This window comes from Devosia sp. P3_B2 (genome assembly GCF_056402875.1).
In genome coordinates this window covers 546,337-561,232 of record NZ_JBFUGO010000001.1, presented here as the reverse complement: position 1 = coordinate 561,232, position 14,896 = coordinate 546,337, and the positions used below count along the sequence as shown (strand labels likewise).

Annotated in this window: 13 protein-coding genes; 2 read left to right on the top strand and 11 right to left on the bottom strand. The window is 64.3% G+C overall.

Features of this window, described 5'->3' with window-relative positions; all coding sequences use genetic code 11:
* The 6 genes from AC1DV8_RS02705 to AC1DV8_RS02680 form a co-directional block, all read right to left on the bottom strand.
* A partial coding sequence (locus AC1DV8_RS02705) for a methyl-accepting chemotaxis protein (RefSeq protein ID WP_477156375.1) occupies positions 1-2,420 on the bottom strand: 2,420 nt, incomplete at its 3' end.
* A gap of 263 nt (positions 2,421-2,683) precedes the next feature.
* Positions 2,684-3,073 (bottom strand): response regulator, encoded by a 390-nt coding sequence (locus AC1DV8_RS02700; RefSeq protein ID WP_055046571.1) that lies wholly within the window; start codon positions 3,071-3,073, stop codon positions 2,684-2,686.
* Positions 3,074-3,171: 98 nt separating this feature from the next.
* Positions 3,172-4,218, bottom strand: a complete 1,047-nt coding sequence (locus AC1DV8_RS02695) for a protein-glutamate methylesterase/protein-glutamine glutaminase (RefSeq protein ID WP_477156374.1) — start codon at positions 4,216-4,218, stop codon at positions 3,172-3,174.
* The gene (locus AC1DV8_RS02690) at positions 4,215-5,078 is read right to left on the bottom strand and encodes a CheR family methyltransferase (RefSeq protein WP_477156373.1); all 864 of its coding nucleotides are present in this window, start codon (positions 5,076-5,078) and stop codon (positions 4,215-4,217) included. The genes AC1DV8_RS02695 and AC1DV8_RS02690 overlap by 4 nt, the downstream gene beginning before the upstream one ends.
* 20 nt (positions 5,079-5,098) lie before the next feature.
* Positions 5,099-6,613: a methyl-accepting chemotaxis protein gene (locus AC1DV8_RS02685; protein ID WP_477156372.1), complete on the bottom strand. Its 1,515-nt coding sequence runs from the start codon at positions 6,611-6,613 to the stop codon at positions 5,099-5,101.
* 115 nt (positions 6,614-6,728) lie between these two features.
* Positions 6,729-7,250 carry a chemotaxis protein CheD gene (locus AC1DV8_RS02680; protein WP_477156371.1) on the bottom strand — a complete coding sequence of 174 codons (522 nt, stop codon included), beginning with the start codon at positions 7,248-7,250 and terminating at the stop codon, positions 6,729-6,731.
* Between the two features lie 238 nt (positions 7,251-7,488).
* Here AC1DV8_RS02680 and AC1DV8_RS02675 point away from each other — a divergent pair, with 238 nt between their 5' ends.
* On the top strand, positions 7,489-7,842 hold the full coding sequence (locus tag AC1DV8_RS02675) for a hypothetical protein (protein WP_477148038.1): 354 nt from the start codon (positions 7,489-7,491) through the stop codon (positions 7,840-7,842).
* Between the two features lie 28 nt (positions 7,843-7,870).
* On the opposite strand, the gene kynU is transcribed toward AC1DV8_RS02675, so the two are convergent.
* Positions 7,871-9,091: a kynureninase gene (kynU, locus tag AC1DV8_RS02670; protein WP_477156370.1), complete on the bottom strand. Its 1,221-nt coding sequence runs from the start codon at positions 9,089-9,091 to the stop codon at positions 7,871-7,873.
* A 203-nt stretch (positions 9,092-9,294) separates the two neighbouring features.
* Between kynU and AC1DV8_RS02665 the strand changes: the two genes are divergently transcribed.
* Positions 9,295-10,335 carry an ABC transporter ATP-binding protein gene (locus AC1DV8_RS02665; RefSeq protein WP_477148040.1) on the top strand — a complete coding sequence of 347 codons (1,041 nt, stop codon included), beginning with the start codon at positions 9,295-9,297 and terminating at the stop codon, positions 10,333-10,335.
* Positions 10,336-10,392: 57 nt separating this feature from the next.
* Here AC1DV8_RS02665 and AC1DV8_RS02660 read toward each other — a convergent pair whose 3' ends face one another.
* The 4 genes from AC1DV8_RS02660 to phnD form a co-directional block, all read right to left on the bottom strand.
* Complete coding sequence (locus AC1DV8_RS02660; protein WP_477156369.1) at positions 10,393-11,520, bottom strand: alpha-D-ribose 1-methylphosphonate 5-triphosphate diphosphatase; 1,128 nt, start codon at positions 11,518-11,520, stop codon at positions 10,393-10,395.
* 70 nt (positions 11,521-11,590) lie between these two features.
* Positions 11,591-12,907, bottom strand: coding sequence for a phosphonate ABC transporter, permease protein PhnE (gene phnE, locus AC1DV8_RS02655; RefSeq protein ID WP_477156368.1), 1,317 nt, complete (start codon positions 12,905-12,907; stop codon positions 11,591-11,593).
* A gap of 12 nt (positions 12,908-12,919) precedes the next feature.
* A complete protein-coding gene (gene phnE, locus AC1DV8_RS02650; protein WP_477156367.1) occupies positions 12,920-13,879 on the bottom strand; it encodes a phosphonate ABC transporter, permease protein PhnE in 960 nt (319 codons plus the stop codon).
* Between the two features lie 74 nt (positions 13,880-13,953).
* On the bottom strand, positions 13,954-14,868 hold the full coding sequence (gene phnD, locus AC1DV8_RS02645) for a phosphonate ABC transporter substrate-binding protein (protein WP_477148044.1): 915 nt from the start codon (positions 14,866-14,868) through the stop codon (positions 13,954-13,956).
* Between the last annotated feature and the right edge of the window lie 28 nt (positions 14,869-14,896).

Sequence of the window (14,896 nt, the reverse complement as noted above, 5' to 3'; positions counted from 1 at the left end):
GGCTCAGTGGCGCGGACCGGCGCGCTGGCATCGCCGGTGCGGAACACCTCGACGATCCGGTCGAGTTCAGTCGCTTGCGCCTCGGTCTGCTCGATCGCGGCATTGGTTTCTTCGACCAGCGCCGCGTTGTGCTGGGTCATCTCGTCCATAGTGCGGACCGCCGCATTGACCTCTTCGATCGCCGAAGCCTGCTCCTGGCTGGCCCGCGCGATCGAGTCCATCAACTCGTTCGACGACCGCGCCGCGACAAGCATAGCTTCAAGCTTGGCGGCGGCTTCCGCCACGAGCTTCGAGCCGCCCTTCACCTCGCTGCCCGACTGCTCGATCAGCGCTTTGACCTCATTTGATGCGCCCGCCGCCGACTGCGCCAACCGCCGCACTTCCACCGCCACCACCGCAAAGCCCTTGCCGGCATCGCCGGCACGGGCTGCTTCCACCGATGCGTTCAATGCCAACAGGTTGGTCTGGAACGCGATGTCGTCGATCATGCCGATGATGTTGGAGATCTTGCCCGACGAGTTGGTAATCCGCTCCATCGCCTCGGTCGCCTGACGCATGACCTGACCGCCATCCTCAGCGGTCCTTGTCACGGTCGCCGCAACATTTGAGGCATCCTTGGCGCGCTCGGCATTGGCGAGCACGGTGCCCGAAAGCTGCTCCATCGCCGCCGACGTTTCTTCGATCGTCGCCGCCTGCTTGGTGGTGCGCTCGGAAAGATCATTGGCACCGGACAGAATCTCACCCGTCGCCGTCTTCAGCGAGCGCGAAGTTTGCTTGAGCCCGGTGACAATCTCGCCGAGCTTTTCAGCCACTGCATTGGTATCGGTCTTAAGCCGCAGGAACGCCCCCTGGTAGTCGCCCTGCACCCGGTGGGTCAGGTCGGTCTTCGCCAGTGCGGCAAGCACCTCGCCGGTCTCGCTGACGCCGCGATCGACCGTCGACACCAACTCATTGACGCCATGTGCCAGCGCGTTGAGCTCGGCATCGGGGAACTCGGCCTCCACCCGCTTGGAGAAATCGCCGGCGATCGCCGCGTCCACCACTTCGCCGAACGCCTTCTGCAGCGTCTGCATCATCGAAGTGCGCTCCACCCGGCGCTGCACCGATGCTGTCCGTTCGCCCTCGGTCATCTCGGTGACCTTCAGTGCGTTCTCCTTGAACACCTGCACGGCCTTGGCCATGTCCCCGATCTCGTCGCTGCGTTCCGCGCCCTTTACTTCGACCTCGAGGTTGCCCTGGGCCAGCGCGCCCATCGTGCCGGTCAACCGGCTGATCGGCTTGGTGATGCTGCGTGAGAACAAGAACCCCAGCAGCGCCGCCGCTGCGAGCAGCCCGGCACCCACCAGCAGCATGGTGTTGCGCATCTCGACCACCGGCGTGAACACTTCGTCCTCGCCCATCGTGGTCACCATGGCCCAACTGGTGCCGTTGAACGTCACCGGCGTGGCCGTTGCCAGCATCCGCATGCCGCGGTAGTTGGTGGTAACGCCGTTGCCATTGGCGCCGACGAGCGCCGCGTCCACCACCGGGCCGTCATAGCTGGCGGTGAGCGTGTCGTCGCCCTCCGAAAACACCGAGTCCGAGCGCAACAGCTTGTCGGCGCCGACGAGGAAGCTCTCGCCGGTCTGCCCGAGGTTGGCATTGTCCTGCATCATGGCATTGATCGACGCGATCGGCATCTCGATCGCCATCACCCCGACCAGTTTGTTGCGCGGATCGAACACGGGCGTCGCGAGAAAGCTCGCAGGCATGCCGGCCACTGCGTAAAGGCTCAGATCCTCGAAGGCGACCTTGCCCGGCTCGGTGAATGCCGCCGCGGCGCGGAATGCCCGGCCGAGACCGCTATCGGCGAGATCGCCGCCTTCGCCGAAGTTTCGGGCGAAATCGTCGTTCTTCATCACCGAGTAGACGAGGTTCCCCTTGGGATCGAGGAGGAACAGGTCCGAATAGCCGCGCGCTTCGAGCTGGCGGCGGAAATTCGGGTGCACCTTGGAGTGGAGGAAATCATAGTTCCACTTCTTGGCGCCCGGCGCCTGCACCGGCGTATCGAGCGCCTGCCGAGCCCCGGCGGCGTTCGGGTTGTTGTCGATATAGTTGCCGCGCAACGTGGCGATTGGATCAACCGCCGGCTTCGAGGTCGCGAACTGACCCCAGCCGATGGCAAAGTCGCGCAGTGTCGTCTGCACGCTCTCCGCCGCCGCCTGGTTCACCAGGTCGGACTGGATGGTCTCGAGGTAGGTCTCGAACGATTTCGCCCGGTCATCGGCCACCATCTGCATCTGCCGGATGCTCATCCGGTCGACCGTGCTCGAGCCGATGAGATAGCTGGCGATACCGACCCCCGCGCTGACCAGCAGCGCCGACCCGACCAGCGCCAGCGGCAACTTTTGCGCGATCTTGAACTTCGGAAGCCAACCCATGCCATCCTCCCCCAGAGTGGCGGCCTGCTGAGGGGTGGAAACGTTGAAGGCAGGCCGGAATCGTCCGCCCGCCACTACGTCGACCTCATCCCCCAAGGCCCATGCACGACTGCGCAAAGACTAGGCACGGCGGATTAATTTCGTGTTACGGAACGATGCGTAGCCGCCCCAGCGTTTCCGGGCGTGTAGTCGATTACATCGGGCGCAAAAACAAAGGCCGCCCGGAAGGCGGCCTTGGCGGTTTCGGCGCTAGGCGGAACGGCCTAGGACAACACCCCGATCACCGCCTCGATCCGCTTCTTCATCGTCGAGGCATCGAATGGCTTGATGATGTAGTTGTTCACGCCCGAGGAGATCGCCTCCTTGACCTGCTCCTTGTCGGAGCGGCCGGTGGCCATGATAAAGGGCATCGCCTGCGTCTTGGGGTGTTTGCGGATGACGCGCAGCAGCGTCAGCCCGTCGATATCGTCCATGTTCCAATCGGAAATGATCAGGTCGACACTGCTCTTTTCGAGCTTGCCGAGCGCATCGCGTCCCGATTTGGCTTCGACGATGTTGGTGAAACCCAGCTGGGTGAGGATGTATTTGCAGATGCCCCGCATCGACTGCTGGTCATCCACGATCATCACGCTGACTGCACTTGCCTTCGGCATAGTTACGCTGCGCCTTCTAGCTGCCCGGGAAACGCACGGGTCGCGTATCGAAAAACCCTAGGCACTTTCCGTTACCAAACCTTCAATCGATAGCCGCGTTATGCTGCGGATTTGAGCCGCGTCAGTGCCGCCGCCAGCCGGGCCGCGATACTCTCGACGGGCGCCTGCTCGATCACCGCGCCCTCTTCGAACGCCACGCGCGGCATGCCGTAGACCAGCGCCGAGGCCTGGCTCTGCCCCACCGTGTAGGCGCCGGCATCGCGCATCAGCTTCAGCCCGCGCGCCCCATCGCGACCCATGCCGGTGAGGATCGCGCCCACCGCCATCGACCCGACGGTCTTGGCCACGGATTCGAACAGCACATCGACGCTCGGCCGGTGTCCCGACGCCAGTTCGTCTTGCGTCACCCGGCACTTCAGCTGGCCCGAACTGCGCTCGACCCGCAGGTGGAAATCGCCCCGCGCCACGTAGGCATGCCCCGGCAGCAGTGGCAGCCGGTCCTCGGCTTCGACCACCGTCAACTCGGTCAGTTCGTCGAGCCTGCCGGCAAAGCGCGTCGTGAACCCCGCCGGCATATGCTGCGCGATGACGATCGGCGGACAGTCCGGCGGCATCTGGCTCAGCACCACGCGGATCGCTTCGACCCCGCCGGTTGACGCGCCGATGGCGATCAGCGCACCGCTCGGCGCGGCAGCCGTGCGCACCGGCACCTTGGCCGGCGGTGCCTTCAAGGCGCGGCCCTTCACGTCGGAATTGGCTGCCGCCCGCACCTTCTGGCGCAGGTTCTCGCCAAACGCATCGAGCCCACCCGACAGCGTGGCATTGGGCTTGGCGACGAAATCCACCGCGCCCAGTTCCAGCGCCAGCAGCGTCTCGCTCGCACCCTTGGTGGTCAGGGTCGAAACCATCACTACCGGCAGGGGATGGAGCCGCATCAACTTGTCCAGGAACTGCAACCCATTCATGTTGGGCATCTCGATATCGAGCGTCACCACGTCCGGGTTGAGATCCTTGACCTTGCTGCGCGCCTCGATCGGATCCTCGGCCGTCCCCACCACTACGATGTCGCCGTCCTTGCCCAAGGTGCGGCTCAGCACCTCGCGAATAAGTGCGGAATCGTCGACGACCAGCACCTTGATGCTCATGCTGCGTCCCTAGCCTTCTGCTGTGTCCGGGCCTGGTAGATGGTCTTGCCCACCAGCCGGAAGTTGCTGCCGCCGGCACCCAGGTTCTCCGAGTGCCCGATATAGAGGAACCCTTCCGGCACGAGGATCGCCCCGAGCCGCGAGAACAGTTCGCCCTGTGTCTTCTTGTCGAAATAGATCGCCACGTTCCGGCAGAACACCGCGTCGAACGGGCCCCGCATCGGCCAGGGGTTGTTCATCAGGTTGAGCGGCTTGAACGAGATCAGCTCGCGCACCGCCGCAGGGATCTGCACCTGTCCGGCACCCGCTCGCTCGAACAGGGCACTTCGTTCCCGCGATAGCCCGTTGAGCTCTGCCTCGGGGTAGACCCCGCCGGCCGCCTTCGCCACGACATTGGTGTCGATGTCGGTCGCGAGGATGCGGAAGTCCCAGCACTTGAGCTCGGGAAGGGCAGCGAGCAGGCCCAGCGCGATGGTGTAGGGCTCCTGCCCCGTGGAGCAACCTGCCGACCAGATCCGGAGCTTCGGGCGCCCATTCGCCCCTATCCGTGGCCGCTGCGCCATCAACTGGCGCACGTAATTTTCGAGATGCTCGAAATGGTGATCCTCACGCCAGAACCGCGTCAGGTTAGTTGTCAACGCGTTGACGAAATCCTGCGCTTCGGCCGGTGTTCCCCGCTGCTCGAGATAGTCGAGATAGGCATCGAACGAGTTGAGCCGCAGCGTGCGCACCAGCTTGCCGAGCCGCGACACGACGAGCGTGCGCTTGGCCTCCGACAGCGATATCCCGGCTTCCTGATAGACGCGTGCCTTGACCCGATTGAACTCGCGGTCACTGAGGGCAAATTCGCCCTGTTCCATACTGCCCCCTGCGGCCCGTTCTAGGCCTGTCGTCTGCGCGCCGGGAGTTGCAGGGCTCTTGCCGCCTCCGACCCGACCGCAGCTACGCTGCCGTCCAGCCGGGCGATGGCGCCGCTGCCCTCATCCAGTGCACCGGCGATCATGTCCGTCTCATTGCTTAGATTCTCTAAATGCCCGCCGAGCCCGGACAGTATTTTTTTGAGCGATGCGGTCTCCGTCACCGACGCACTCGCCTCGCGCCGCGACGCGCCGACCAGCGACTTGATCTCCCGGGCCGCCTTCTGCGTCGCCTGCGCCAGCGTCCGGACTTCGGCGGCAACCACGGCGAAACCTGCTCCCTTCTCTCCGGCCCGCGCCGCTTCGACCGCCGCGTTAAGTGCCAGCAGATTGGTACGGAAGCTCACATCCTCGATATTGTTGACCATGCGGTCGATCTCGGCCGTCGTGCTCTCAACGCCACCCACCGACACGCTGGTGCGCTGCACCGCCAGCGCCGCATCTGCCGCGAGGGCCACGGCCTGCCGCTCCAGAGTGCGCACTGATTGCGTCTTGACCCGTCCCTTCTCGATGGCGCTCGACGCGACAGTGAGCCCTGCCCGGCTCTGGTCAGCGAGTTCCGCGAGACTACTGACGCTGGCGCGATAGCGGTCGATGGCTCGGAGGATCGCTTCCATCTTGGCTTCGAGCTGTTCCTTGGCCGCCACCGCCTCATCGCGCTCGTCGAGGATGGCTTCGAGCATCGTACCGAAGCGCCGCACCTCCGGCGCTAGGCCACCCGAGCCCATCAGCAACAGCGCGTCGACCTCTTCCCCTGCCAGCAACTGCCCGATCGCCTTTACGCCGCGATCGAGCTGTTCCAGCGCGCCGCCCAGCGCCTTCAGTGCGGGCGAATGCTGCATGCCCCAGTCGTCGAACCTGAAACCCGTTCGGCCGTTGCTGAGCGCCGTGACGAATGCGTCGAAGTCATCGTCGGCAATGTGATGGCCCGCCGGGGTAAACTCGATGATCGAGCGGCCGCCTCCCAGTTCCCGCCGCTCAGCCACGTAGCGCCGGTCGCCCACCACGGCGATACTCTCCTCGGCCATGTCCTCGAGCAGCACGCCACCGCCCAGCACATCCGAAATCAGCCCGCCCTCCTCCGCCCTCGGCTCCACCAGCGCCAGGCCATTGCTGACCCCAAGCACCTCGCCATCGGCATCGACCAGCGCCGCTGGCTGCCGCATGCTGGAGAACGCTGACTTGAAGTTGTAAGCCCGATCCAGCCGGGTGCAGAGGCTTTGGACGATTGCCTCGAGGCTGGTGGCCTCGCCGGTCCGCACGCCTACCGCTTGCCCGATTGCCGCAAGTCGCCCAGCAAATGCACGGTCAGCGCGCAACGCCACGGTCATCGACCCGGCCATTGCGCCAACTGTCGCCAGAACCGCCAGCGCCGCGCTGGCTAGACCGACGCCGAACAGCAACACGCCGCCGAGCGCGATCAGCGCGGCGGCAAGCCAGCAAAGATTAGCGATGAGCGCTACGCTGAAGCGCCGCACGAATCACCGAGCCCCGACGGGCCTCCCCAGGCCCTCGCCGCGACCCTAAAACCGGAATGGTTAATCAAACCTATACTGCGCAGCCTACGCGTAACGACTTGGTAAGGCTGCCCACTCAGAACAGTTCGATGTCGTCGACCACCGGCTTGGTGATGATGCTGCGGCGGCTGGCGGCAACCGCCAATTCTTCCTTGGCGATCGAGGCGTTGGCGGTGTTGTCGAGCCGCTTGATGAACGCCCTGCCCGAGTAAGGCTTGAACATCACGCGGCGCGCGTAGGTGCCGCCGAGATCTTCCTTGGCCATCTCGTAGCCTTCATTAGCGAGGAACTCCCGCACGAACTCGATGTTCTTGAGCCCGATATCGTCGAGCGCACCGTTGATCTTGCCGCCCCCGAACACCTTGATCTCGAGGTTGGCCTTACGGCCCGAGCCGCGCGTCAGCACCTTGTTGATCAGTTGTTCCATGGCGAACGCGCCATAGCGCGCCGAGGCGCCGTAGCGATCGGCCGCCGACGCCGACTGTTCGGCGAGTAGGAAGTGGTTCATCCCGCCGACGTTCGCGACGCGGTCGCGGACGCAGGCCGAAATGCAACTGCCTAGCACGGTGGAGAAGGTGAGGTCGGCTTCGTTCGACACCAGGCAATCACCCTGATGTACGGTCGTCACCACACCACGATCGAACTCGGGAGGCAGTGAACTCGACAAGACCATAGTAACGTTCGACCCGAGAAAACCTAGTATGTCATCGTTACCGTCAATTCGTTAGTGAAGCGCTAACCAAACCGCTCGCGTTGACCCTGACCCGCCGCATTCGCAAGGAGCCATTCAGAAATCCGCGCTATGGTCGAAACGTACTACGGGGGTTTAGCTCTACATGTCTCTCCAAAGGCTCGCCCGCGAGCTCGATGAAACCGCACGCCAGACCGCCGGCATGGTGGAAGGCGTCACGCAGGCCCTCGAACTCCTCGCCGACAGGTCGATGTCGGCTGATGAAGCGCGACGCGAGGCGGCCCGGATCATCGTCAACGCGCTCCAGGGCCAGGACCGGATCGAGCAGCGCTGCCAGAATATGGCACTGGCCGTGCGCCAGTTCGCCCTGCTGCCGCCGACCGCGCCGGATTCGGTGTACGAAGAAATCTGGTCGAGCCTGGTGCTCGACGAGTTGCGCGTGCCTACCCTGTCGGGTAGCGCCGCTCATGGTGTACACGGCGAAGCCGAACTGTTCTGAGATTGCCGCGCCGGCATCCTTCTGGGAGTTAGACGACCTTGGCCCGCAGTTTGTACTGCGGCCGGTCCCACGCTCCGGTTCGCATTACCTCCCCCAGAATGCCTGCGGCCCGCTGCACGTCGGCGAAGCTGAGATAGAGCGGTGTCAGCCCGAACCGCAGAATATCCGGCTCGCGGAAATCGCCGATCACCCCGGCAGCGATCAGCGCCTGCATAACGGCATAAGCCTCTGGATGCCGCAGTGACACCTGCGTGCCGCGCCGAGCCCGATCGGTCGGCGTCGCCAGCTGCAGTTCCGGCGCAAGCCGCGCAACCTCATTGGTGAACAGCTCGAACAGTGCATCCGCCTTGGCGCGCAGCGCCGTGAGATCGACGCCGTCGAACACATCGAGCGCCGCATCCAGTGCCGACATCGACAACACCGGCGGCGTACCCACACGCATCGCGCCGATGCCTTCGGCCGGCCGATAGGTCTCGGCAAAGCTGAACGGCGCTGCATGGCCGAGCCACCCGGTCAGCGGTTGCCGCAAGCCATCGAGATGCCGCGGCGCCGCGTAAATGAATGCCGGCGCGCCCGGCCCGCCATTGAGATATTTGTAGCCGCAGCCAACTGCGAAATCGGCGTCGGCGCGGCTGAGATCGACGGAGAACGCTCCTGCGGAATGCGCCAGGTCCCACACTGTTAGCGCCCCGGCAGCGTGCGCCGCGGCAGTCAGCCCAGCCATATCGAGCCGCGCCCCGGTGCGGTAGTCGACCTCGGTCAACATCAGTACGGCCACGTCGTCGCTCAGCGCTCCGGGGATCTCTCCGGCTTCCACCAACCGCAGTTCGTGCCCCTGCCCCAAGAGTTCGGCCACACCCGCCGCGATGTAGGCGTCGGTTGGAAAGTTGTGCCGCTCGGAGAGGATCACCTTGCGCCCCGGCCGCAGCCGCAGCGCCGTCACCAGCGCCTTGAACAGGTTCACCGAGGTGGAGTCGGCTACCATCACCGTCCCTGGCGCCGCTCCGATCAGCCTGGCGATGCGCTCGCCGACCCGGCCCGGCAGGTCGATCCAGTCGTGGGTGTTCCAGCTCCGGATCAACCCCTCGCCCCATTGCGTGGCGACGACGTCGTTGACTCGCGCCTTCACCGCCCGCGGAAGCGCCCCCAGCGAGTTGCCATCGAGGTAGATGATGCCATCCGGGAGGTCGAACAGCGCCCGGGTGCGGGCGAACGGGTCTGCGGCGTCGAGAGCGGTGATGTCGGTCATGCCTTGATCAATAGCGGCTCGAACGGGAAGGGCAAGCCAGCCCACCAACAGGTCTCTTCGCCACACGGTATGCTACTTTAGTATTAGAGTTTTCTTAGACTTTGGTATTATGCCGTACGAACCCGCCTTGACGCTGGCCGAACCTGTCGCCGAAGGTGCGGGGGAAAGCGGGCACACTCCCCGCGCTAGGGACGAGGAACCTCATGGCACCTGTAACCATCAACAAGGCCGGCAAGCACTACGGCGGCTTTGAAGCGCTGAAGGGCGTGTCGGTCGACATTTCCGACGGCGAATTCGTCGTGCTGGTCGGCCCGTCGGGCTGCGGCAAGTCTACCCTGCTGCGCATGATCGCCGGCCTCGAGGAGATCACCTCGGGCGAGATCGGCATCGGCAATCGCGTGGTCAACGACCTGCCGCCGAAGGAACGCGACATCGCCATGGTGTTCCAGAACTACGCGCTCTACCCGCACATGACGGTGGCGCAGAACATGGGCTTCTCGCTCAAGCTCAAGGGCGTGCCCAAGACCGAGATCAAGGCCAAGGTCGATCGCGCCGCGCAGATCCTCGGCCTCGAAAAGCTTCTCGACCGCCAGCCGCGCCAGCTCTCGGGCGGCCAGCGCCAGCGTGTCGCCATGGGCCGCGCCATCGTGCGCGATCCGCAGGTCTTCCTGTTCGACGAGCCGCTGTCCAACCTCGACGCGAAGCTCCGCGTGCAGATGCGCTCCGAGATCAAGGAACTGCACCAGCGGCTGAAGACCACCACCATCTACGTGACTCACGACCAGGTCGAAGCCATGACCATGGCCGACAAGATCGTGGTCATGCGCGACGGCGTCATCGAGCAGATGGGCACCCCGCTCGACCTGTATGATCGTCCGCTCAACACCTTCGTCGCCGGCTTCATCGGCTCCCCGTCGATGAACTTCATCAACGGCCAGACCACACCCGAGGGCTTCAAGACCACCGACGGCATCCTGCTCCCGACCATTCCGGGCGCCACCGACGCCGCCATCTACGGCATCCGCCCCGAGCACCTGCACCTCGATCCGAACGGCATCGAGATCGAGGTCATCGTGCTGGAGCCGACCGGTTCGGAAACCCAGGTCATCGGCCGCATCGGCACGCAGTCGATCAACGGCATCTTCCGCGAGCGCATCACCGCGCAGCCGGGCTCGAAGATCAAGGTGGCGCCGGACCTCTCGGTCGTCCACTTGTTCAACAAGGACGGCAAGCGCGTGAACTGAGGTTCAGCGTAGAATTGAGTGAGACCGCCGCAGGGAACTGCGGCGGTCTCACTGTTTCTAGAGCACCCGCCGCCCTTCGCGCCACACTGTGCGCACCACGGGCACGCCCTCGAGGCTGGCGACCTGCACCAGATCGGCGCGCTTGCCGACGGCGATCTCGCCGCGATCCTCGAACCCGGCGGCACCGGCCGGATGCCGCGTCACCATCGCCACTGCCTCGGGCAGCGTGATGGTATCTTCGAGCGAGAACACCGCCTGCATCAGGCTAAACGGCACATAATCCGACGACAGGATGTCGAGCAGCCCGGCCTCGGCCAGCTGGCGAGCCGACACGTTCCCCGAGTGCGAGCCGCCACGCACGACGTTCGGCGCCCCCATCAGGATCGACATGCCGCCATCGCGTGACGCCTGCGCCGCTTCGAGGCTGGTGGGGAACTCAGCAATCCTGATGCCGCGCGCGGTGGCGTCCGCAACCTGCTCGACCGTCGCGTCGTCGTGGCTGGCGAGGACGATGCCCATCTCTCGTGCTTTGCCGGAAATCGCGTCGCGATGCGGCAATGCGAACTCAGCCGATTCACGCGTCCGCCGCTCGGCGAAGGCTTCGAACTCGGCGTCCGACATGCGCTTTTTCTTCTGGTAGTAGTTGCGATAGGCCTCGACCGAAGCGAACTGGCGCTGCCCTGGCGAATGGTCCATCAGCGAAGCGAGCTTCACGAGCCGGTCGCCCTCGAAGGCGGCGAAAGACTCAAGGCAATCAGGCGCCGCCACTTCGCAGCGCAGGTGGATGTAGTGGTCGGCACGCAGCCACCCGGCATCGACGCCGGCATGAATCGCCGCGCCGAGCTTCAGGAAATCCTCCGCCAGCATGCCGCTGTCATCATTGAGCCCAACACGCAGTGCGTCGAACACCGTGGTGATGCCGGAAGCCGCGACCTGCGCGTCATGCGCCTGCACCGATGCGATCGGGTTCCAGCGCACGCCGGGGCGCGGCGCGTAGTGACCTTCCATGTGGTCGGTGTGGAGCTCGACGAAGCCCGGCATCAGGTAGTCGCCGTCGAGATCGATGCCACCGGCGAACGGCGCGCCGACATCGGTGATGCGACCATCGGTGACCTTCACCGAGCCGAGGATCACCTCGTCGGCAAGCACGATGCGGGCATTGGTGAGGATCAGTTCGTCGGTCATTGGAGGTCGCTCCCGTTAGGCCCCGCGCCTAGCGAACAATTGTGACAGCCGAAAGAAGGCGAGGCGAAAGCTACTGCTGCCGGCCGATCAGTCGCGAGCGCAGCGCATTCGAGATGTTGTCGAACACGAACACCACGATGAGGATCAGGATCACCATGTAGAAGACGTTGGCCCAGTTCGAATTGGTGCGCATCGCCTCCCAGAGCTTCAGCCCGATACCACCGGCGCCCACCGCACCGATGATGGTCGCCGAACGGGTGTTCGACTCCCACTGGTACAGCGTCTGCGAGATCATTACCGGCAGCACCTGCGGCACGACACCATAGCGCTGCACCTGGGTCGGGCTGGCGCCCACCGACTTGATGCCCTCGCGCTCCTTGTCGTCGATGTTCTCGAGCCCCTCGGAGTAGAGCTTGCCGAGCGTCCCGACCTCGGTGAGGAAGATCGCGCCGATGCCGGCGAGCGGTCCCGGCCCGAAGGCGCGGGTGAAGAACAGCGCCCAGATCAGCATGTCGACCGAGCGCAGGAAGTCGAAGAACCGCTTCACCGCGTGATTGGCAAAGCCGGACGGTGTGATGTTGCGCGCGGCGAAGAACGCCAGTGGGAAGGCGATCAACGACGCGAACAGCGTGCCGACCAGCGCCATGACGATGGTCTGCAGCAGCTTGACCCACACGTCGCCATGCTGCCAGGAGCCGTTGTTCCAGATGTTGTCGAAGGCCAGTTCGAGGTTGCTGTGATTGGGGTCGAGCCGCTCTGGGTTCCACAACAGCGCCCACACCTCGCCAGCCGATTTGCCGAAATAGGGCGAGTTCGTATCGAAGACGAAGTTGGCCCAGCCGAGCACGCGCTTGTTGATCTTGACCCGCTCCGGCGACACGCGAACGCTACCGGCAAAGCCGAAATCGGCCACGACGTCGCTCCCCTTGATGGCGAGCCAGTCGGGTTGCGCGCCCTCGATGCGCGGCACCTCGCCGCGATGGATCACCACCGTCTGGCCTTCGTAGGTCACGCTCACATTGGCCTTGGAGAACGTCGTCGCCGTACCCGGCCCGGCAATCTCGACCGTCGTCGCGCCATTGCCCTCGGCGATGATCCAGTCCGGATTGGGGTCGTTGCCCAGCGGTCCGAAGCGCGGCCATTTCGGCTCGATGGTGGCGCCGTCGAGCCGGAACTCGGTGGAGATGTCGTAGCTGATCCACTGCGCCAGCATGTTGCCGGCACGATCCCACTTGGCGTCAGCCAGGACGCTCGGCAGCGCGAAGAACCACACCGCATAGGCGAAGTAGAGCACCACTCCAATGAGCAGGACCAGCGGCAGGAAGCGCTTGGCCAGCGATTGCCGGAAAACCGCAGGAAAGCGTTGTTCGATGCTGAGGTCGGTCATTTCAAGTTCACCTCAGGCCGAAACGAGGAACGCCTGGTCGCCGACGAGCTTCTTGCGAAGCCAGCCGGAGAACTGGTCGATGACGAAGATGGTGATGAACAGCAGTGCGATCAGCGCCAAAGTCTTGGCGCCGAAGCCGCGCGAGATCGAGAGCTTCAGCTCTTCGCCGATACCGCCGCCGCCTACCGCACCGATGATGGTGGAGGCGCGCACATTGATCTCGAAACGCAGCAGCGCATAGGAGGTGAAGTTCGGTGTGACCTGCGGCATGGCCCCGAAGCGCACCCGCTCCAGCCAGTTGCCGCCGGCCGCCTTCAGCCCCTCATCGGGCTTCATGTCGATGTTCTCGATGACCTCATAGAACAGTTTCCCGAGCGCGCCGATCGTGTGCATGCCCACCGCAAAGATCGCCGCGATCGGGCCAAGGGAAAGGACCGCCGCAAAGAACCCGGCGACCACGATCTCGGGGAAGGCGCGGAGAATTTCCATGAAGCGGCGCACAAAGAAGCGAACCGGTGCGATCGGCATCATGTTGCGGGCGGCGAGAAACGCCAGGCCCAAGGCGCCGATAAAGCCGATCATCGTCGAGACCAGCGCCACGTTGATGGTGATGACCATCAGGTGCAGGTACTCGGGGATGTAGAAGTCGGGGGTTATCTGCAGCCGTCCATCGGGGAAGTTGGTCTCGAAGGTCCCGGTGTCGTTCGGCGTCGGCAGGTCGAGCAAAGCACGCCAGACGTCGTTCCAGTCCTGCGGGATCAGCCACGAGGTGAAATCGAACAGGTGCGGCAGGCGCTCAACGAAATGGCCCGCATTGCTCTCGTCGGCGAACTTCAAGGAGAAGAACAACACGACGGCGAGCAGACCCAGCCCGATGAGGCTGTAGAGCCGGCGCTGCGCGCTGAGCTTGCGCCAGGCGCTGTCGACGTGATGAACGACGTCCGAGCCGGCGTCGGGTGCAGTGAGGGTCATGTGCTGGGTCTGGCCTGTCGCTGGATAGACTTGGGGCGGATGCTTGTCGCACCCGCCCCAAAACGATCACTGGATCAGCCGCCGATCGACGCTTTGCGGGCGTCGATGATCGGCTGGTAGAATTCCGGCTTCACCGGGACGTAACCGGTGAAGTCGCCGCCTTCGATGGCGTTGAAGCAGGCAACGTCGGTCTTGGGCAGGTTCATGTAGAAGTCGTTTATCTTCTTGATCCACTCATCGCCGAGCGCGGTGCGGGCGACGGTCGGGCCATTCGGGATCAGCGGCGAGCGCCACACTTCGACGACGTCGTTCATGTCGAGCATGCCCTTGGCGACCATCTTGTGCGCGGTGCCCGAGGTCCAGCCGTCGGTGAACTCGCCAACGCCCGAGGCGTCGTCAACGGCCACGTCGACCTTGCCGTCGAGCATGGCGAGCACGTTGTTCTCATGACCGCCATTGAACGAGGTCGCAGCGAAGAACTTGTCGTTGGCCTCGCCCGTGGTGGTCGGGATCTGGGTCAGCGGGATCAGGTAGCCCGAGGTCGAGTCCGGATCGGCGTAACCGAGCTTCTTGCCTTTGGCGGACATGATGTCGGTGATGCCCGAGTCCTTGCGAGCCAGCGCGATCGAGTGATAGCCGGTCGAGCCGTCAGTCTGCTGGGTGGTGAACATCGGCACCACGGCCTTGGGGTCGGCGAGGAAGATCTTGGCATAGCCCGAGGCGCCGAGACCGGCGACGTCGAGGGTACCGCCGAGCAGGCCCTGGATCACGCCATCATAGTCGGCGGCCGGGAACAGCGAGACCTTCTCGAAACCAAAGGTTTCCTTGAGGTGGTCGGCGAGGCACTGGTAGTTGCGCAGCCGGTCGGCTTCGTTTTCGCCGCCAAGGATGCCGATGCGGAATTCCTTGATTTCCTGGGCGAAGGTGGTGGTCGCAGAGGCGCCCATGGCGACGAGCGCCACGGTGCTCAGAAGAATGTTCTTCAGCATAAATCTCTCCTGTTGAAGGTTTCCGCCC

Coding starts and splice junctions, on each gene's coding strand:
- AC1DV8_RS02700 (WP_055046571.1), bottom strand. CDS start 3,073: ATGCCGAAGGCAAGTGCAGTCAGCGTGATGATCGTGGATGACCAGCAG.
- AC1DV8_RS02695 (WP_477156374.1), bottom strand. CDS start 4,218: ATGAGCATCAAGGTGCTGGTCGTCGACGATTCCGCACTTATTCGCGAG.
- AC1DV8_RS02690 (WP_477156373.1), bottom strand. CDS start 5,078: ATGGAACAGGGCGAATTTGCCCTCAGTGACCGCGAGTTCAATCGGGTC.
- AC1DV8_RS02675 (WP_477148038.1), top strand. CDS start 7,489: ATGTCTCTCCAAAGGCTCGCCCGCGAGCTCGATGAAACCGCACGCCAG.
- kynU (WP_477156370.1), bottom strand. CDS start 9,091: ATGACCGACATCACCGCTCTCGACGCCGCAGACCCGTTCGCCCGCACC.
- AC1DV8_RS02665 (WP_477148040.1), top strand. CDS start 9,295: ATGGCACCTGTAACCATCAACAAGGCCGGCAAGCACTACGGCGGCTTT.
- AC1DV8_RS02660 (WP_477156369.1), bottom strand. CDS start 11,520: ATGACCGACGAACTGATCCTCACCAATGCCCGCATCGTGCTTGCCGAC.
- phnE (WP_477156368.1), bottom strand. CDS start 12,907: ATGACCGACCTCAGCATCGAACAACGCTTTCCTGCGGTTTTCCGGCAA.
- phnE (WP_477156367.1), bottom strand. CDS start 13,879: ATGACCCTCACTGCACCCGACGCCGGCTCGGACGTCGTTCATCACGTC.
- phnD (WP_477148044.1), bottom strand. CDS start 14,868: ATGCTGAAGAACATTCTTCTGAGCACCGTGGCGCTCGTCGCCATGGGC.